We start from the raw sequence: 19,172 nt of genomic DNA on the forward strand, positions 1-19,172 counted from the left end.
GGGCCGCGTAGCGGCCCTGCATTTAGACGCCGCGTTCTTTCTGAAAGAACGCGGCGTTTTTATTGGGGCCGCTGCGCAGCCCAACGCGGGCAAGCCCGCTCGCCACAGTAAGCCCGTTCGACACAGTACCCCCCTCGCCACAGTAAGCTCCCCTCGCCACAGCAGGCCCGCTCGCCGCAAGCCCTGCACCAACAGCAAAGCCGTTCGCTACTAAACTTGCGACCTGCCAGGCCGACAAACTGGCACTATCAAGCCTTCGACCCGCAGAGATAACGGACATGTCCCTACGCACCCTGCTCACAGCCCTCCTCCTGACCGCAAGCGCCTCGGCATTCGCCGACACGCAAGTCCTCGACCTGAACAACCGCACGAGCACCGACCTGCTGCCCGTGGCGCAGAATTTCATCGGTAAGGACGGCACCGTCAGCGCCTATGGCAACCAGCTGATCGTGAATGCCGACCCCGGCAAGATCGAGGACCTGCGCGCCCTGCTTGCGCAACTGGACACGCCCGCCAAACGCCTGCTGATCACCGTCGACACCAACGAAAACAACCAGCAAAACACCGGCAACAGCCAAACCCGCATCATCAGCTATGGCACCGCCAGCCGCGACGGCGGCATCCAGCAAATCCAGGCCAGTGAAGGCGTGCCCGCACTGATCCAGGTGGGCCAGAGCGTGCCGCTGACCACCACCCAGCAGGACAGCTACGGCCGCCTGCAAAACCAGACCCAGTATCGCAACGTCACCCAGGGCTTTTACGTGACGGCAAGCGTCACCGGCGAGACCGTACACCTGGCAATCAGTACCAACCGTGACCGCATGAGCCAGGAACGTCCCGATGTAGTGAACGTGCAAAGTACCGACACAACCGTCAGCGGCCGCCTGGGCGAATGGATCCCCCTGGCCGGCATCAATCGCCAGACCCAGGCCGACAAATCCTCTACAACCCGCAGCTACTCTACCCAGGGCCGCGATGACCTGACGTTGCGCGTCAAGGTCGACACCCTGAACTGAAGCACCAAAAACTGACTGATGAGTCGTATGAGACTAAAGATGTAGTGCTTCAAAAAAAGCACTACAAAACATTTGACGATCCAAAAAAGCATGGGCATGATGGCCTCGCTCCCGCTAATCAGGGGCCCTGGCAAGGGCCTTCGGATCGTCGCTCCAAGCTACCCAACTGAGCCGATTCGTGTCTGTACCGCCCACAAGGTGTGTTTGACGAGGTTGCGACTGGAACGAAGTTGTCCCGAGGGACGGAAGCTAACCAGGTAACCCGGCTACACACTGATGGATCGTACAAAGGCCCACGACGCCCAAGGACCGTTCGCAGTTTGCCCTTACCTGCTCAATTCCCCCTTGAGCCATCGTTCATCCCGTCGCCTACCCCGCCGAACCTGGCTTGAACACCTAAGCTTCTGGTCAGCGAGCAGCCATCACCACGCACTGAGTACGTGGCTGGCAAATGGAATTTTCCACCTAGACCTATGCGACGAGGTTTTTCCCCATGGCACTGACACGCGAACAGCAAATTGCAGCCCTTGAAAAAGACTGGGCTGAAAACCCACGCTGGAAAGGCGTGACCCGCGCTTATTCCGCTGCTGACGTCGTCCGCCTGCGCGGCTCGGTTCAACCTGAGCACACCTTTGCAAAACTCGGCGCCGAGAAGCTGTGGAAGCTGGTCACCCAGGGTGCCAAGCCGTCCTTCCGTCCCGATAAAGATTTCGTCAACTGCATGGGCGCCCTCACTGGCGGCCAGGCAGTCCAACAGGTAAAAGCCGGTATCCAGGCGATCTACCTGTCCGGCTGGCAAGTGGCAGCGGACAACAACTCCGCTGAATCCATGTACCCCGACCAATCGCTGTACCCGGTGGACTCCGTGCCGACCGTGGTCAAGCGCATCAACAACTCGTTCCGTCGTGCTGACCAGATCCAGTGGAAAGCCGGCAAGAACCCAGGCGATGAAGGCTACATCGACTACTTCGCACCGATCGTGGCCGACGCCGAAGCCGGTTTCGGCGGCGTACTGAACGCCTACGAGCTGATGAAGAGCATGATCGAAGCAGGCGCTGCCGGCGTGCACTTCGAAGACCAGCTGGCTTCCGTGAAGAAATGCGGCCACATGGGCGGCAAGGTACTGGTACCGACCCAGGAAGCCGTACAGAAGCTCACCGCTGCGCGCTTGGCTGCTGACGTTGCCGGCACGCCGACCATCATCCTGGCCCGCACCGACGCCAACGCCGCTGACCTGCTGACCTCGGACTGCGACCCGTACGACCAGCCGTTCGTAACCGGCGAACGCACCCAGGAAGGCTTCTATAAAGTCCGCGCAGGTCTGGACCAGGCCATCGCTCGCGGCCTGGCCTACGCTCCGTACGCCGACCTGATCTGGTGCGAAACCGCCAAGCCTGACCTGGACGAAGCCCGTCGCTTCGCCGAGGCGATCAAAAAGGAATACCCGGACCAGCTGCTGTCCTACAACTGCTCGCCTTCTTTCAACTGGAAGAAGAACCTGGACGACGCGACTATCGCCAAATTCCAGCGCGAACTGTCGGCGATGGGCTACAAGCACCAGTTCATCACCCTGGCCGGTATCCACAACATGTGGCACAGCATGTTCAACCTGGCGCACGACTACGCCCGTAATGACATGACTGCCTACGTGAAACTGCAAGAGCAGGAATTCGCTGACGCCGCCAAGGGCTACACCTTCGTGGCTCACCAGCAGGAAGTGGGCACTGGCTACTTCGACGACATGACCACCGTGATCCAGGGCGGCACCTCGTCCGTGACCGCGCTGACCGGTTCGACCGAAGAAGAACAGTTCCACTAACACGCAGTACCCGGCCATTGCGGCCCCACGGAAGACCTAACCGCAATGCCGCACAGCAATCACGCCCCGACCGGTTCGGGGCGTTTTTTTTGCCCGTGCAAATCCCTCTGACACAATGAAACTCAAAATGTGGGAGGGGGCTTGCTCCCGATGGCGGTGTGTCAGTCAGTACTTCTGTGACTGATCCCGCGCCATCGGGGGCAAGCCCCCTCCCACATTCGAACTGCATGCAGCCTAAGGATTTCACGCAAAACATTGACCTAGAGCGGTATCCCTCGGATTCAAATCGGTTAAAAGATCCGCTCCACCAACTAAGCGGCAATCAACCAAGTAACGGCAACTTCCCCCGCCACACGAGAAACATTCGCTTAAACCTCACGCAAACAATATTCATTATCATTTAGCGCATGAAAACTTCGTTACAGGTCAAACAAAACTTAATTGTTCAAAAGCCCGCTAATGCCCGCCCTACAAGGGTTGCAGCCCCAAGAAGGTGCACTATGTGCTTATTCCATCGAATAATTTCGCTCTCGGAATTTTACTTGCTAGGTGTTTAGCCATAAAATCACCGCGATTGATTGCACTGCGACATATCGTCACTGCATCGTTACTTTTTCGAGCTCAGAGACCTTTGCTCTCTGTTAAGGATTTCCAGCATGACCGAAGCGACAGGACTCATGGCCCACAACTGGGGCTTTGCCATTTTCCTCCTCGGTGTTGTCGGCCTTTGCGCCTTCATGCTCGGCGTCTCCAGCCTCCTCGGGTCAAAAGCCTGGGGCCGCAGCAAAAACGAACCGTTCGAGTCCGGCATGCTACCTACAGGTGGCGCCCGCTTGCGGCTCTCAGCCAAATTCTATCTGGTCGCGATGCTGTTCGTGATCTTCGATATCGAAGCCCTTTTTCTCTTTGCCTGGTCTGTGTCCGTCCGCGAAAGCGGCTGGACCGGATTCGTCGAAGCTCTCGTTTTCATAGCAATTCTGTTGGCAGGCCTTGTCTACCTATTCCGAGTGGGCGCCCTTGATTGGGCTCCGGAAGCTCGTCGTAAGCGGCAAGCGAAGCTGAAACAATGAGGCTTTGGCGATGCAATACAATCTCACCAGGATCGACCCGGATGCTCCTAACGATCAGTACCCTATCGGCGAACGGGAAACCGTCTCCGATCCGTTAGAAGACCAAGTCCACAAAAACATCTACATGGGCAAGCTCGAAGACGTGCTGAGTGGCGCGGTCAACTGGGGGCGTAAAAACTCCCTGTGGCCGTACAACTTCGGTCTTTCGTGCTGCTACGTGGAAATGACCACCGCCTTCACGGCGCCCCACGACATCGCGCGCTTTGGCGCCGAAGTTATCCGGGCATCACCGCGCCAGGCGGATTTCATGGTTATCGCCGGAACCTGCTTTATCAAGATGGCGCCGATCATTCAGCGTCTCTACGAGCAAATGCTCGAACCGAAGTGGGTTATCTCCATGGGTTCGTGCGCCAACTCCGGTGGCATGTACGACATCTACTCCGTAGTCCAGGGGGTGGACAAGTTCCTGCCCGTGGATGTCTACGTGCCTGGCTGCCCGCCCCGCCCTGAAGCATTTCTGCAAGGCTTGATGCTGTTGCAGGAATCGATTGGCAAGGAGCGTCGCCCGCTTTCCTGGGTCGTCGGCGATCAAGGCGTTTACCGCGCCGAGATGCCTTCGCAAAAGGAACAGCGCCGCGAACAGCGAATCGCAGTCACCAACCTGCGCAGCCCCGACGAAGTCTGATCCAGCCCGCTTCTTTTATAGAACGAACACCTGGCTTCATTCTTTACGTTGACCGAAAGCGATAAAAAACCATGACTACAGGCAGTGCTCTGTACATCCCGCCTTATAAGGCAGACGACCAGGATGTGGTCGTCGAACTCAATAACCGTTTTGGCCCTGACGCCTTCACCGCCCAGGCCACACGCACCGGTATGCCGGTGCTGTGGGTGGCGCGCGCCAAGCTCGTCGAAGTCCTGACCTTCCTGCGTAACCTGCCCAAGCCGTACGTCATGCTCTATGACCTGCATGGCGTGGACGAGCGTCTGCGCACCAAGCGTCAAGGCCTGCCGAGCGGCGCCGATTTCACCGTGTTCTACCACCTGCTGTCGATCGAACGTAACAGCGACGTGATGATCAAGGTCGCGCTGTCCGAAAGCGACCTGAGCGTGCCGACCGTGACCGGTATCTGGCCGAACGCCAGCTGGTACGAGCGTGAAGTCTGGGACATGTTCGGCATCGACTTCCCGGGCCACCCGCACCTGACGCGCATCATGATGCCGCCGACCTGGGAAGGTCACCCGCTGCGCAAGGACTTCCCTGCGCGCGCCACCGAATTCGACCCGTTCAGCCTCAACCTCGCCAAGCAACAGCTTGAAGAAGAGGCTGCACGCTTCCGTCCGGAAGACTGGGGCATGAAGCGCTCCGGCACCAACGAGGACTACATGTTCCTCAACCTGGGCCCGAACCACCCTTCGGCTCACGGTGCCTTCCGTATCATCCTGCAACTGGACGGCGAAGAAATCGTCGACTGCGTGCCGGACATCGGCTACCACCACCGTGGTGCCGAGAAGATGGCCGAGCGTCAGTCGTGGCACAGCTTCATCCCGTACACCGACCGTATCGACTACCTCGGCGGCGTGATGAACAACCTGCCGTACGTGCTTTCGGTCGAGAAGCTGGCCGGTATCAAGGTACCGGACCGCGTCGACACCATCCGCATCATGATGGCCGAGTTCTTCCGGATCACCAGCCACCTGCTGTTCCTGGGTACCTATATCCAGGACGTGGGCGCCATGACCCCGGTGTTCTTCACCTTCACCGACCGTCAGCGCGCCTACAAGGTCATCGAAGCCGTCACCGGCTTCCGCTTGCACCCGGCCTGGTATCGCATCGGCGGCGTGGCGCACGACCTGCCGAATGGCTGGGAGCGCCTGGTCAAAGAGTTCATCGACTGGATGCCCAAGCGTCTGGACGAGTACCAAAAGGCTGCGCTGGATAACAGCATCCTCAAGGGCCGTACCATCGGCGTTGCCCAGTACAACACCAAAGAGGCCCTGGAATGGGGCGTCACCGGTGCTGGCCTGCGCTCCACCGGTTGCGATTTCGACCTGCGTAAAGCGCGCCCGTACTCCGGCTACGAGAACTTCGAGTTCGAAGTCCCGCTGGCGGCCAATGGCGATGCCTACGACCGTTGCATCGTGCGCGTCGAAGAAATGCGCCAGAGCCTCAAGATCATCGAGCAGTGCATGCGCAACATGCCGGCAGGCCCGTACAAAGCGGATCACCCGCTGACCACGCCGCCGCCAAAAGAACGCACGCTGCAGCACATCGAAACCCTGATCACGCACTTCCTGCAGGTTTCGTGGGGCCCGGTCATGCCGGCCAACGAGTCCTTCCAGATGATCGAAGCGACCAAGGGCATCAACAGTTATTACCTGACGAGCGATGGCGGCACCATGAGCTACCGCACCCGGATTCGTACTCCAAGCTTCCCGCACCTGCAGCAGATCCCTTCGGTGATCAAAGGTGAAATGGTCGCGGACTTGATTGCGTACCTGGGTAGTATCGATTTCGTTATGGCCGACGTGGACCGCTAAGCATGAACAGCACGCTTATCCAGACAGACCGTTTCACCTTGAGTGAAACCGAGCGCTCGGCCATCGAGCACGAGCTGCATCACTACGAAGACCCGCGCGCGGCGTCGATCGAAGCCTTGAAGATCGTCCAGAAGGAACGTGGCTGGGTGCCGGACGGCGCCCTCTACGCCATCGGCGAGATCCTCGGTATCCCGGCCAGCGACGTTGAAGGTGTGGCCACGTTCTACAGCCAGATCTTCCGCCAGCCGGTGGGCCGCCACATTATTCGCGTGTGCGACAGCATGGTCTGCTACATCGGTGGTCACGAATCCGTGGTCAGCGAGATCCAGAACAAGCTGGGCATCGGCCTCGGCCAAACCACCCCGGACGGCCGCTTCACGCTGCTGCCGGTGTGCTGCCTGGGCAACTGCGACAAGGCGCCGGCGTTGATGATCGACGACGACACATTCGGTGACGTGCAGCCTGCTGGCGTCACCCAATTGCTCGAGGGCTACCCATGACCCTGACATCTTTCGGTCCGGCCAACCTGATCAAGCGTTCGCCCGAAACCCACCCGCTGACCTGGCGCCTGCGTGACGATGCCGAGCCGGTATGGCTCGACGAGTACCAGGCCAAAAACGGTTACGCCGCTGCGCGCAAAGCTTTTGCCGAGATGGCCCAGGACGACATCGTCCAGACCGTCAAAGACGCCGGCCTCAAAGGCCGCGGCGGTGCAGGCTTCCCCACGGGCGTGAAGTGGGGCCTGATGCCCAAGGACGAATCCATCAACATCCGCTACCTGCTGTGCAACGCGGATGAAATGGAGCCCAACACCTGGAAAGACCGCATGCTGATGGAGCAACTGCCCCATCTGCTGATCGAAGGCATGCTGATCAGCGCCCGCGCGCTGAAAACCTACCGGGGCTACATCTTCCTGCGTGGCGAATACACCACCGCCGCCAAGCACCTCAACCGTGCCGTGGAAGAAGCCAAGGCCGCTGGCCTGTTGGGCAAGAACATCCTCGGTTCCGGTTTTGACTTCGAACTGTTCGTGCACACCGGCGCCGGGCGTTACATCTGCGGCGAAGAAACCGCACTGATCAACTCCCTCGAAGGCCGCCGTGCCAACCCGCGTTCCAAGCCGCCCTTCCCTGCCGCCGTGGGCGTGTGGGGCAAGCCGACCTGTGTGAACAACGTCGAGACCCTGTGCAACGTGCCGGCGATCATCGCCGACGGCGTGGACTGGTACAAATCGTTGGCCCGCGAAGGCAGCGAAGACATGGGCACCAAGCTCATGGGCTTCTCCGGCAAGGTCAAGAACCCTGGCCTGTGGGAGCTGCCGTTCGGCGTGACCGCGCGCGAGCTGTTCGAGGACTACGCCGGCGGCATGCGCGACGGCTACACCTTGAAAGCCTGGCAGCCAGGCGGCGCCGGTACCGGCTTCCTGCTGCCCGAGCACCTCGATGCACAGATGTATGCCGGCGGCATCGGCAAGGTGGGCACCCGGATGGGTACCGGCCTGGCGATGGCGGTCGACAACACCGTGAACATGGTTTCGTTGCTGCGCAACATGGAGCAGTTCTTTGCCCGTGAATCGTGCGGCTTCTGCACCCCGTGCCGCGACGGTTTGCCGTGGAGCGTGAAGCTGCTGATGGCGTTGGAAAACGGTGAAGGCCGCGAGGGTGATATCGAAACCCTGCTGGGCCTGGTCGGCTTCCTCGGCCCAGGCAAGACCTTCTGTGCTCACGCACCGGGCGCCGTGGAGCCATTGGGCAGCGCCATCAAATACTTCCGCTCGGAGTTCGAAGCCGGCATCGCGCCTACCAGCGCCGCCGTCCCGCCTCTGGCAAGGCCGATCGTAGTCGGCGCGTAACGCTTAAAAAAGCGAAGGGTCCGTGCCCTTCGCTTTCTCATGTGCTGACGCCTTGATGGCTGTGTAGATGCACATGAATAACAAGATTCCATTAGCCACGCCCGCTGACAACGGGCCAACGAAGAACTTTGAACCATGGCCACTATCCACGTAGACGGCAAAGCGCTCGAAGTCGATGGGGCAGACAACCTGTTACAGGCATGTCTCTCACTAGGCCTCGACATCCCGTATTTCTGCTGGCACCCAGCCCTTGGCAGCGTTGGTGCCTGTCGCCAGTGTGCGGTCAAGCAATACACCGACGAGAACGACACCCGTGGTCGTATCGTCATGTCCTGCATGACCCCAGCCACCGACAACACCTGGATCTCCATCGAAGATGAAGAATCCAAGGCGTTCCGCGCCAGCGTTGTCGAATGGCTGATGACCAACCACCCGCACGACTGCCCGGTCTGTGAGGAAGGCGGTCACTGCCACCTGCAAGACATGACGGTGATGACCGGCCACAACGAGCGCCGTTATCGCTTCACCAAGCGCACCCACCAGAACCAGGACCTCGGCCCGTTCATTTCCCACGAAATGAACCGCTGCATCGCCTGCTATCGCTGCGTGCGCTTCTATAAAGACTACGCCGGCGGCACCGACCTCGGCGTGTTCGGCGCCCACGACAACGTGTACTTCGGTCGCGTTGAAGATGGCGTGCTCGAAAGCGAGTTCTCCGGCAACCTCACCGAGGTCTGCCCGACCGGTGTGTTCACCGACAAGACTCACTCCGAGCGCTACAACCGTAAGTGGGACATGCAATTCGCCCCGAGCATCTGCCATGGCTGCTCCAGCGGTTGCAACATCTCCCCGGGCGAGCGCTACGGCGAACTGCGTCGCATCGAAAACCGCTTCAATGGTTCGGTTAACCAGTACTTCCTGTGCGACCGTGGCCGTTTCGGCTATGGCTACGTCAACCGCAAGGACCGCCCACGCCAGCCGCTGTTGGCCGATGGCGCCAAGCTGAGCCTGGACGCGGCGCTGGATAAAGCCGCCGACCTGCTGCGCGGGCGCAACATCGTCGGTATCGGCTCGCCGCGCGCCAGCCTCGAAAGCAACTTCGCACTGCGCGAACTGGTCGGTGCCGAGCACTTCTACTCCGGCATCGAAGCCGCTGAGCTGGAGCGCATTCGTCTGGTCCTGCAAGTGCTGAACGACAGCCCGCTGCCCGTGCCGAACATGCGCGACATCGAAGACCACGACGCGATTTTCGTGCTCGGTGAAGACCTGACCCAGACCGCCGCGCGTATCGCGCTGTCGCTGCGTCAGTCGGTCAAGGGCAAGGCCGAAGACATGGCCGACGCCATGCGCGTTCAGCCTTGGCTCGACGCTGCAGTGAAAAACATCGGCCAGCACGCGCTGAACCCGCTGTTTATCGCAAGCCTGGCTGAAACCAAGCTCGACGACATCGCCGAAGAATGCGTGCACGCTGCACCGGATGACCTGGCGCGTATCGGTTTCGCCGTGGCCCACGCCCTCGACGCCAGCGCACCTGCCGTCGAAGGGCTGGACACTGAAGCCGTCGAACTGGCCCAGCGCATCGCCGACGCCCTGTTGGCTGCCAAGCGCCCATTGATCATCGCCGGTACCTCGTTGGGTTCCAAGGCGCTGATCGAAGCCGCCGCCAACATCGCCAAAGCCCTGAAGCTGCGTGACAAGAACGGCTCCATCAGCCTGGTTGTGCCGGAAGCCAACAGCCTTGGCCTGGCCATGCTCGGTGGCGAATCCGTGGACGCGGCCCTGCAAGCGGTGATCGACGGCAACGCCGACGCCATCGTGGTGCTGGAAAACGACCTGTACACTCGCACCGATACTGCCAAGGTTGACGCTGCGCTGAATGCCGCCAAAGTGCTGATCGTCGCCGATCACCAGAAGACTGCGACCAGCGAGCGTGCCCAGCTGGTGCTGCCAGCGGCAAGCTTCGCCGAAGGCGACGGTACCCTGGTCAGCCAGGAAGGCCGCGCCCAGCGCTTCTTCCAGGTGTTCGATCCCAAGTACATGGACGCCAGCATCCTGGTTCACGAAGGCTGGCGCTGGCTGCATGCCCTGCGCGCGACCTTGCTGAACCAGCCGATCGACTGGACCCAGCTCGACCACGTGACCGCCGCCACCGCCGCCAGCGCGCCGCAGCTGGCACGTATCGTCGACGCTGCACCGTCCGCCGCGTTCCGCATCAAGGGCATGAAACTCGCCCGTGAGCCGCTGCGCTACTCCGGTCGTACCGCCATGCGCGCCGACATCAGCGTGCATGAACCACGTACCCCGCAAGACAACGACACCGCGTTCGCCTTCTCCATGGAAGGTTACTCGGGTTCGGTTGAGCCGCGTCAGCAGGTGCCATTCGCCTGGTCGCCGGGTTGGAACTCGCCGCAGGCCTGGAACAAGTTCCAGGACGAAGTCGGTGGTCACATCCGTGCTGGCGACCCGGGCACCCGCCTGATCGAAAGTACCGGTGATTCGCTGAACTGGTTCGCCGCCGTACCGCGTCCGTTCAACCCGGCTCAAGGCACCTGGCAGGTTGTGCCGTTCTTCCACCTGTTCGGCAGCGAAGAGAACTCTTCCAAAGCCGCGCCGGTTCAAGAGCGCATCCCTACTGCCTACGTGTCCGTGGCCAAGTCCGAAGCCGACCGCCTGGGCGTCAACGACGGTGCCCTGCTCAGCGTGAACGTTGCGGGCCAGACCCTACGTCTGCCGCTGCGCATCAATGACGAGTTGGGTGCTGGCCTGGTTGCACTGCCCAAAGGCCTGGCGGGCATTCCGCCGGCGATCTTCGGCAAAACCGTTGACGGTCTGCAGGAGGCAGCGCAATGACTTGGTTCACTCCTGAAGTGATCGACGTGATCATCTCGGTGGTCAAGGCCATCGTGATCCTGTTGGCCGTGGTCGTCGCGGGCGCCCTGCTCAGCTTCGTCGAACGTCGCCTGCTGGGCTGGTGGCAGGACCGTTACGGTCCGAACCGCGTTGGCCCATTTGGTATGTTCCAGATCGCCGCCGACATGCTGAAAATGTTCTTCAAGGAAGACTGGACCCCGCCGTTTGCCGACAAGGTGATCTTCACCCTGGCACCGGTCGTGGCCATGAGCGCCTTGCTGATCGCCTTCGCGATCATCCCGATCACCCCGACCTGGGGCGTGGCGGACCTGAACATCGGCTTGCTGTTCTTCTTCGCCATGGCCGGCCTGTCGGTCTACGCGGTGCTGTTCGCCGGTTGGTCGAGTAATAACAAGTTCGCCCTGCTGGGCAGCTTGCGGGCTTCGGCCCAGACCGTGTCCTACGAAGTGTTCATGGGCCTCGCGCTGATGGGCATCGTGGTGCAGGTTGGCTCGTTCAACATGCGTGACATCGTCGAGTACCAGGCGCAGAACCTGTGGTTCATCATTCCGCAGTTCTTTGGCTTCTGTACCTTCTTCATCGCTGGCGTCGCCGTGACTCACCGTCACCCATTCGACCAGCCGGAAGCGGAACAGGAACTGGCCGACGGTTACCACATTGAATACGCCGGCATGAAATGGGGCATGTTCTTCGTCGGTGAGTACATCGGCATCATCTTGATCTCGGCCCTGCTGGTCACGCTGTTCTTCGGCGGCTGGCACGGTCCATTCGGCATCCTGCCGCAGTTGGCGTTCTTCTGGTTCTTCCTCAAGACCGCGTTCTTCATCATGTTGTTTATCCTGCTGCGCGCTTCCATTCCGCGTCCACGATACGACCAGGTGATGGATTTCAGCTGGCGCTTCTGCCTGCCGCTGACCCTGATCAATTTGCTGGTGACTGCTGCCGTTGTGTTGTTGAACACGCCAGCGGGCGCGGTTCAGTGAGGATTTGACCCATGTTCAAATATATTGGCGACATCGTTAAGGGTACCGGTACCCAGTTGCGAAGCCTGGTGATGGTTTTCGGCCATGGCTTTCGCAAACGCGACACCCTGCAATACCCGGAAGAAGCGGTGTACCTGCCGCCGCGCTATCGCGGCCGCATCGTACTGACCCGCGACCCCGATGGCGAAGAGCGTTGCGTAGCCTGCAACCTCTGCGCCGTGGCGTGCCCGGTGGGTTGCATCTCCCTGCAGAAAGCTGAAACCGAAGACGGTCGCTGGTACCCGGACTTCTTCCGTATCAACTTCTCGCGCTGCATCTTCTGCGGCCTCTGCGAGGAAGCTTGCCCGACCACCGCGATCCAGCTGACGCCGGATTTCGAGATGGCCGAGTTCAAACGTCAGGACCTGGTGTACGAGAAAGAAGATCTGCTGATCTCTGGTCCCGGTAAAAACCCTGATTACAACTTCTATCGTGTTGCAGGTATGGCCGTTGCCGGTAAGCCGAAAGGCGCCGCACAAAACGAAGCCGAACCGATCAACGTGAAGAGCTTGCTGCCTTAAAGGAAGAAAGATGGAATTCGCTTTCTATTTCGCATCGGGTATTGCGGTTGTGTCCACGCTTCGCGTGATCACCAACACCAACCCTGTGCACGCCCTGCTCTACCTGATCATTTCGCTGATCGCCGTGGCCATGACCTTTTTCAGCCTCGGCGCACCGTTCGCCGGTGTGCTGGAAGTGATCGCCTACGCCGGCGCCATCATGGTGCTGTTCGTGTTTGTGGTGATGATGCTCAACCTCGGGCCGGCTTCGGTCGCCCAGGAACGCGTCTGGCTCAAGCCTGGCATCTGGCTCGGCCCGGTTGTCCTCGCAGCCTTGCTGCTGGGTGAACTGCTGTATGTGCTGTTCGCTCACCAGAGCGGCCAGGCCATCGGCCACACCACCGTAGACGCGAAAGCCGTGGGCATCAGCCTGTTCGGTCCGTACCTGTTGGTGGTCGAACTGGCGTCGATGCTGCTGCTCGCTGCAGCCATCACTGCCTTCCACTTGGGCCGCAACGAAGCCAAGGAGCAATGACGATGCCTGCTATCCCTTTGGAGCATGGTCTGGCGGTCGCCGGCATCCTGTTCTGCCTTGGCCTGGTCGGCCTGATGGTTCGCCGTAACATTCTGTTCGTGTTGATGAGCCTGGAAATCATGATGAACGCGGCCGCACTCGCATTCATCGTAGCGGGCGCACGTTGGGGCCAGCCGGATGGACAAGTGATGTTCATCCTGGTGATCAGCCTGGCAGCCGCCGAAGCCAGTATTGGCCTGGCGATCCTGCTGCAGCTGTACCGTCGCTTCCACACGCTTGATATCGACGCTGCCAGTGAGATGCGCGGATGAACATGATCTTTCTGACTTTCGTATTTCCCCTGATCGGTTTCCTGCTGCTGTCGTTCTCCCGTGGACGCTGGTCGGAAAACCTCTCGGCCCTGATCGGTGTGGGTTCGATTGGCCTGTCGGCCATCGTTGCCGCCTACGTCATCTGGCAATTCAACGTGGCGCCGCCGGAAGGCGGCCACTACACCCTGGTGCTGTGGCAGTGGATGTCGGTGGAGGGCTTCAAGCCCAACTTCGCGCTCTACGTCGACGGCCTGTCGATCACCATGCTGGGCGTGGTGGTGGGTGTAGGCTTCCTGATCCACCTGTTCGCGTCCTGGTACATGCGCGGTGAAGCGGGCTACTCGCGCTTCTTCTCGTACACCAACCTGTTTATCGCCAGCATGCTGTTCCTGGTGCTGGGCGATAACCTGTTGTTCCTGTACTTCGGCTGGGAAGGCGTGGGCCTGTGCTCGTACCTGCTGATCGGTTTCTACTACAGCAACCGCAACAACGGTAACGCGGCACTCAAGGCCTTTATCGTTACGCGGATCGGCGACGTGTTCATGGCCATCGGCCTGTTCATCCTGTTCCAACAGGTGGGCACGCTGAATATCCAGGAACTGCTGGTGCTGGCACCGCAGAAATTCCAGGTCGGCGACTTCTGGATCACCCTGGCGACCCTGATGCTGCTGGGCGGCGCGGTGGGTAAATCCGCGCAACTGCCGCTGCAAACCTGGCTGGCGGACGCAATGGCCGGCCCTACCCCGGTTTCCGCACTGATTCACGCGGCAACCATGGTAACCGCCGGTGTCTACCTGATCGCCCGTACCCACGGCCTGTTCACCCTGGCGCCGGAAATCCTGCACCTGGTGGGCCTGGTCGGCGGCGTGACCCTGGTACTGGCCGGCTTCGCCGCGCTGGTGCAGACCGACATCAAGCGTATCCTCGCCTACTCGACCATGAGCCAGATCGGCTACATGTTCCTGGCCCTGGGCGTTGGCGCCTGGGACGCGGCGATCTTCCACCTGATGACCCACGCCTTCTTCAAGGCCCTGCTGTTCCTCGCTTCCGGTGCGGTGATCGTTGCCTGCCACCACGAGCAGAACATCTTCAAGATGGGCGGCCTGTGGAAGAAACTGCCGCTGGCCTACGCCAGCTTCATCGTCGGTGGTGCCGCCCTGGCCGCCCTGCCGTTGGTGACCGCCGGTTTCTACTCGAAAGACGAAATCCTCTGGGAAGCCTTTGCCAGCGGTAACCAGAACCTGCTGTACGCAGGCCTGGTGGGTGCCTTCATGACCTCGCTGTACACCTTCCGCCTGATCTTCATCACCTTCCACGGTGAAGCCAAGACCGAAGCGCACGCAGGCCACGGCATCTCCCACTGGCTGCCACTGTCGGTGCTGATCATCCTGTCGACCTTCATCGGCGCCATGATCACCCCGCCACTGGCCGGTGTACTGCCGGAAAGCGCCGGGCATGCCGGCGGCGCCGCCAAGCACAGCCTGGAAATCGCCTCGGGCGCTATCGCCCTGGCCGGTATTCTGCTGGCTGCGCTGCTGTTCCTCGGCAAGCGTCGCTTCGTCACCGCCGTGGCCAACAGCGGCATTGGTCGCTTCCTGTCGGCCTGGTGGTTCGCTGCCTGGGGCTTCGACTGGATCTACGACAAACTGTTCGTCAAGCCTTACCTCGCCATCAGCCATGTACTGCGCAAAGACCCGCTCGACCAGACCATCGGTTTGATCCCGCGTGCCGCCAAGGCCGGTCACACCGCCTTGAGCCGCAGCGAGACTGGCCAACTGCGCTGGTATGCCGCGTCCATGGCGGCCGGTGCCGTGCTGGTGATCGGCGCCATCGTTGTGGTAGCGGTCTGACTATGTCTATGTACTTTGCGAACTTGCGAAAGGAAACGAGCCCGTCATGATTCTGCCCTGGCTAATCCTGATCCCCTTTATCGGCGGCCTGCTCTGCTGGATGGGTGAACGCTTCGGCGCCACCCTCCCCCGCTGGATTGCGTTGCTGACCATGTCCCTGGAACTCGCACTCGGCCTCTGGCTGTGGGCCCATGGCGACTATTCATTTGCTCCGGCACCGGGTGTCGATCCCACCTTCGCGCTTGAATTCAAGCACGTGTGGATCCAGCGCTTCGGCATCAACGTGCACCTGGCCCTCGACGGCCTGTCGCTGTTGATGATCCTGCTGACCGGCCTGCTGGGTATCCTTTCGGTACTCTGCTCCTGGAAAGAGATCCAGCGCCACGTGGGCTTCTTCCACCTGAACCTGATGTGGATTTTGGGCGGCGTGGTCGGCGTGTTCCTCGCGCTGGACCTGTTCATGTTCTTCTTCTTCTGGGAAATGATGCTGGTGCCGATGTACTTCCTCATCGCGCTCTGGGGTCACAGTTCTTCGGACGGCAAGAAAACCCGGATCTACGCGGCGACCAAGTTCTTCATCTTCACCCAGGCTTCCGGCCTGATCATGTTGGTGGCGATCCTGGGTCTGGTACTGGTCAACTTCAACAACACCGGCGTGATTACCTTCAACTACGCCGACCTGTTGAAAACCAAGATGTCGCTGACCACCGAGTACATCCTGATGCTCGGCTTCTTCATCGCCTTCGCGGTGAAGCTGCCGGTGGTGCCGTTCCACTCCTGGTTGCCTGACGCTCACGCCCAGGCGCCGACTGCCGGTTCCGTGGACCTGGCCGGTATCCTGCTGAAGACGGCGGCCTACGGCCTGCTGCGTTTCGCCCTGCCGCTGTTCCCGAATGCCTCGGCCGAGTTTGCGCCGATTGCCATGACCCTCGGTCTGATCGGGATCTTCTACGGTGCATTCCTGGCCTTCGCACAAACCGACATCAAGCGTCTGATTGCCTTCTCGTCCGTTTCCCACATGGGTTTCGTACTGATCGGCATCTACTCCGGCAGCCAGCTGGCGCTGCAAGGCGCAGTGATCCAGATGTTGGCTCACGGTGTGTCGGCCGCTGCACTGTTTATCCTCAGTGGCCAGCTGTACGAGCGCCTGCACACCCGTGACATGCGTGAAATGGGTGGCGTATGGTCGCGCATCGCGTACCTGCCGGCGATCAGCCTGTTCTTCGCCGCCGCGTCCCTGGGCTTGCCGGGCACCGGTAACTTTATCGGCGAGTTCCTGATCCTGATGGGTGCCTTCGTGCAGACGCCATGGATCAGCGCCATTGCTACTTCCGGCCTGGTATTTGGTTCGGTCTACTCGTTGATCATGATCCACCGCGCCTACTTCGGCCCGGCCAAGTCCGACACCGTGCTGCAAGGCATGGATGCTCGCGAACTGATCATGGTGCTCGGCCTTGCGGTGTTGCTGATCTACATCGGCGTGTACCCGCAACCGTTCCTGGACACTTCTGCCGCAACGATGCATGGCGTGCAGCAGTGGTTCGGCACCGCCTTCTCTCAACTCGCTTCGGCCCGGTAAGAGCGCTATGGAATTCACGATCCAACACTTTATCGCGCTTGCGCCGCTGCTGATCACCAGCCTCACCATTGTGGTGGTGATGCTGGCGATCGCCTGGCGCCGCAATCACTCGCAAACGTTCCTGCTGTCCTGTGCCGGTCTGAACCTGGCCCTGCTGTCGATCATCCCGGCCCTCAAGGTCGCGCCATTGGCGGTCACGCCATTGATGATGGTCGATGACTTCGCGTTGCTGTACATCGCGCTGATCCTGGTGGCGACCCTGGCCTGCGTCACCCTCGCCCACGCCTACCTCGGCGAAGGCGGCACCGGCTACCCAGGCAACCGCGAAGAACTCTACCTGCTGATCCTGCTGGCTGCGGCCGGTGGCATCGTGCTGGTCAGCGCGCAGCACCTGGCGGGCCTGTTCATCGGCCTGGAACTGCTGTCGATCCCGACCTACGGCCTGGTGGCTTACGCCTTCTTCAACAAGCGCTCGCTGGAAGCCGGCATCAAGTACATGGTGCTGTCGGCTGCGGGTTCGGCGTTCCTGTTGTTCGGTATGGCCCTGCTCTACGCAGAAGCCGGCAGCCTGAGCTTCACCGGTATCGGCCACGCCCTGGCGACCACCAACAGCCCTGCGCCAATCGCCCAACTGGGCCTGGCCATGATGCTGATCGGCCTGGCGTTCAAGCTCTCCTTGGTGCCGTTCCACCTGTGGACCCCGGACGTGTACGAAGGCGCCCCGGCGCCGGTGGCCGCGTTCCTGGCCACGGCGTCCAAGGTTGCGGTGTTTGCAGTGATGGTGCGTCTGTTCCAGATCTCGCCTGCCGCCAACACCGGCGTGCTGAGCAACGTGCTGACCGTGATCGCCATTGCGTCGATCCTGTTCGGTAACCTGCTGGCCCTGACCCAGAACAACCTCAAGCGTCTGCTGGGTTACTCCTCCATCGCGCACTTCGGCTACCTGCTGATCGCCCTGGTGGCGAGCAAAGGCCTGGCCGTGGAAGCCATGGGCGTGTACCTGGTCACCTACGTGATCACCAGCCTCGGTGCATTCGGCGTGATCACGCTGATGTCCTCGCCGTTCAAAGGCCGTGACGCCGACGCGCTGTACGAGTATCGCGGCCTGTTCTGGCGCCGTCCGTACCTGACCGCCGTACTCACCGTGATGATGCTGTCCCTGGCCGGTATCCCGCTGACCGCAGGCTTTATCGGCAAGTTCTACATTGTCGCTACCGGTGTTGAGGCCCACGAGTGGTGGTTGGTTGCCTCCCTGGTACTGGGCAGCGCCATCGGCGTGTTCTACTACCTGCGCGTGATGGTCACCCTGTACCTGATCGAGCCGAACCTGCGCCGTGTGGATGCCGAGCTGCACTGGGAACAGAAGGCAGGCGGCGTGATGCTGCTGGCCATCGCCCTACTCGCGTTCTTCTTGGGCGTGTACCCACAACCGTTGCTCACCCTGGTGCAGCATGCGGTGCTGGGCGTTTGATCGCTTAGTCACTTGCAATAAACAGAACGGCGCCCCAGGGCGCCGTTTTGCGTTTATGGGGTTGCACGACCAACCCATGTGGCGAGCGGGCTTGCCCGCGTTGGGTCGCGAAGCGGCCCTAAAACCTGATACAGAAATCTTCCTGGAGTAACGCGCTGGCTTTACGGGGGCCGCTGCGCAGCCCAACGCGGGCAAGCCCGCTCGCCACAAAAGCGTGCTCATCTGAGTTTTTGCTTACTTGATAAAATACCCACAACCGTTGCTCACCCTGGTGCAGCACGCAGCACTGGGCGTTTCGTTTATGAGGTTGATACACCTCTGACCAGCACCCTACCGCTTGTGGCTAGGCGCGTGTTGTGGCGAGCGGGCTTGCCCGCGTTGGGTCGCGAAGCGGCCCTGAAACCAGATGCAGAGACCTTCCTGGAGTAACGCGGTGGGTTTACGGGGGCTGCTGCGCAGCCCAACGCGGGCAAGCCCGCTCGCCACACAAGCGTGCTTATCTGAGTTTTGGCTTACTTCATAAGATACCCACAACCGTTGCTCACCCTGGTGCAGCACTGGGCGTTTCGTTTATGAGGTTGATACACCTCTGACCAGCACCCTACCGCTTGTGGCTAGGCGCGTGTTGTGGCGAGTGGGCTTGCCCGCGTTGGGTCGCGAAGCGGCCCTGAAAGCAGATGCGGAGATCTTCCTGGAGTAATGCGGTGGCTTGACGGGGGCTGCTGCGCAGCCCAA

Annotated in this window: 15 protein-coding genes; all 15 read left to right on the forward strand. The window is 60.8% G+C overall.

The features are described 5' to 3' along the window. Nucleotides 1-278: 278 nt before the first annotated feature. Nucleotides 279-1,016, forward strand: a complete 738-nt coding sequence (locus tag GIW02_RS24380; protein ID WP_236415939.1) for a secretin N-terminal domain-containing protein — start codon at nucleotides 279-281, stop codon at nucleotides 1,014-1,016. Between the two features lie 493 nt (nucleotides 1,017-1,509). Next, nucleotides 1,510-2,835: an isocitrate lyase gene (gene aceA, locus GIW02_RS24385; protein WP_005789113.1), complete on the forward strand. Its 1,326-nt coding sequence runs from the start codon at nucleotides 1,510-1,512 to the stop codon at nucleotides 2,833-2,835. A 656-nt stretch (nucleotides 2,836-3,491) separates the two neighbouring features. Beyond that, nucleotides 3,492-3,905, forward strand: coding sequence for an NADH-quinone oxidoreductase subunit A (locus GIW02_RS24390; protein WP_003219575.1), 414 nt, complete (start codon nucleotides 3,492-3,494; stop codon nucleotides 3,903-3,905). A 10-nt stretch (nucleotides 3,906-3,915) separates the two neighbouring features. Further along, on the forward strand, nucleotides 3,916-4,590 hold the full coding sequence (locus GIW02_RS24395) for a NuoB/complex I 20 kDa subunit family protein (protein WP_012724951.1): 675 nt from the start codon (nucleotides 3,916-3,918) through the stop codon (nucleotides 4,588-4,590). Between the two features lie 71 nt (nucleotides 4,591-4,661). Next, nucleotides 4,662-6,446 (forward strand): NADH-quinone oxidoreductase subunit C/D, encoded by a 1,785-nt coding sequence (gene nuoC, locus GIW02_RS24400; protein WP_236415941.1) that lies wholly within the window; start codon nucleotides 4,662-4,664, stop codon nucleotides 6,444-6,446. A 2-nt stretch (nucleotides 6,447-6,448) separates the two neighbouring features. Next, a complete protein-coding gene (gene nuoE, locus GIW02_RS24405) occupies nucleotides 6,449-6,946 on the forward strand; it encodes an NADH-quinone oxidoreductase subunit NuoE (RefSeq protein WP_003174721.1) in 498 nt (165 codons plus the stop codon). After that, complete coding sequence (gene nuoF, locus GIW02_RS24410; RefSeq protein WP_236415943.1) at nucleotides 6,943-8,298, forward strand: NADH-quinone oxidoreductase subunit NuoF; 1,356 nt, start codon at nucleotides 6,943-6,945, stop codon at nucleotides 8,296-8,298. The genes nuoE and nuoF overlap by 4 nt, the downstream gene beginning before the upstream one ends. Nucleotides 8,299-8,433: 135 nt before the next feature. Next, entirely contained in the window at nucleotides 8,434-11,148 is a 2,715-nt protein-coding gene (gene nuoG, locus GIW02_RS24415; RefSeq protein ID WP_236415946.1) for an NADH-quinone oxidoreductase subunit NuoG, read from the forward strand. Next, nucleotides 11,145-12,152: an NADH-quinone oxidoreductase subunit NuoH gene (gene nuoH / locus GIW02_RS24420; protein ID WP_017137518.1), complete on the forward strand. Its 1,008-nt coding sequence runs from the start codon at nucleotides 11,145-11,147 to the stop codon at nucleotides 12,150-12,152. Before nuoG ends, nuoH begins: the two co-directional genes overlap by 4 nt. 11 nt (nucleotides 12,153-12,163) lie before the next feature. Then, a complete protein-coding gene (gene nuoI / locus GIW02_RS24425) occupies nucleotides 12,164-12,712 on the forward strand; it encodes an NADH-quinone oxidoreductase subunit NuoI (RefSeq protein WP_003174725.1) in 549 nt (182 codons plus the stop codon). Nucleotides 12,713-12,722: 10 nt separating this feature from the next. Beyond that, nucleotides 12,723-13,226, forward strand: a complete 504-nt coding sequence (gene nuoJ / locus GIW02_RS24430; protein WP_003174726.1) for an NADH-quinone oxidoreductase subunit J — start codon at nucleotides 12,723-12,725, stop codon at nucleotides 13,224-13,226. Between the two features lie 2 nt (nucleotides 13,227-13,228). Then, nucleotides 13,229-13,537, forward strand: a complete 309-nt coding sequence (gene nuoK, locus GIW02_RS24435; protein WP_003174727.1) for an NADH-quinone oxidoreductase subunit NuoK — start codon at nucleotides 13,229-13,231, stop codon at nucleotides 13,535-13,537. Further along, nucleotides 13,534-15,387 carry an NADH-quinone oxidoreductase subunit L gene (gene nuoL / locus GIW02_RS24440; protein ID WP_236415949.1) on the forward strand — a complete coding sequence of 618 codons (1,854 nt, stop codon included), beginning with the start codon at nucleotides 13,534-13,536 and terminating at the stop codon, nucleotides 15,385-15,387. Before nuoK ends, nuoL begins: the two co-directional genes overlap by 4 nt. A gap of 46 nt (nucleotides 15,388-15,433) precedes the next feature. Next, a complete protein-coding gene (gene nuoM, locus GIW02_RS24445) occupies nucleotides 15,434-16,966 on the forward strand; it encodes an NADH-quinone oxidoreductase subunit M (RefSeq protein WP_010209575.1) in 1,533 nt (510 codons plus the stop codon). 7 nt (nucleotides 16,967-16,973) lie between these two features. Further along, nucleotides 16,974-18,437, forward strand: a complete 1,464-nt coding sequence (gene nuoN / locus GIW02_RS24450) for an NADH-quinone oxidoreductase subunit NuoN (RefSeq protein WP_122719564.1) — start codon at nucleotides 16,974-16,976, stop codon at nucleotides 18,435-18,437. Nucleotides 18,438-19,172: the final 735 nt, after the last annotated feature.

This window comes from Pseudomonas syringae, from assembly GCF_021606685.1.
GTDB lineage: Bacteria > Pseudomonadota > Gammaproteobacteria > Pseudomonadales > Pseudomonadaceae > Aquipseudomonas > Aquipseudomonas syringae_R.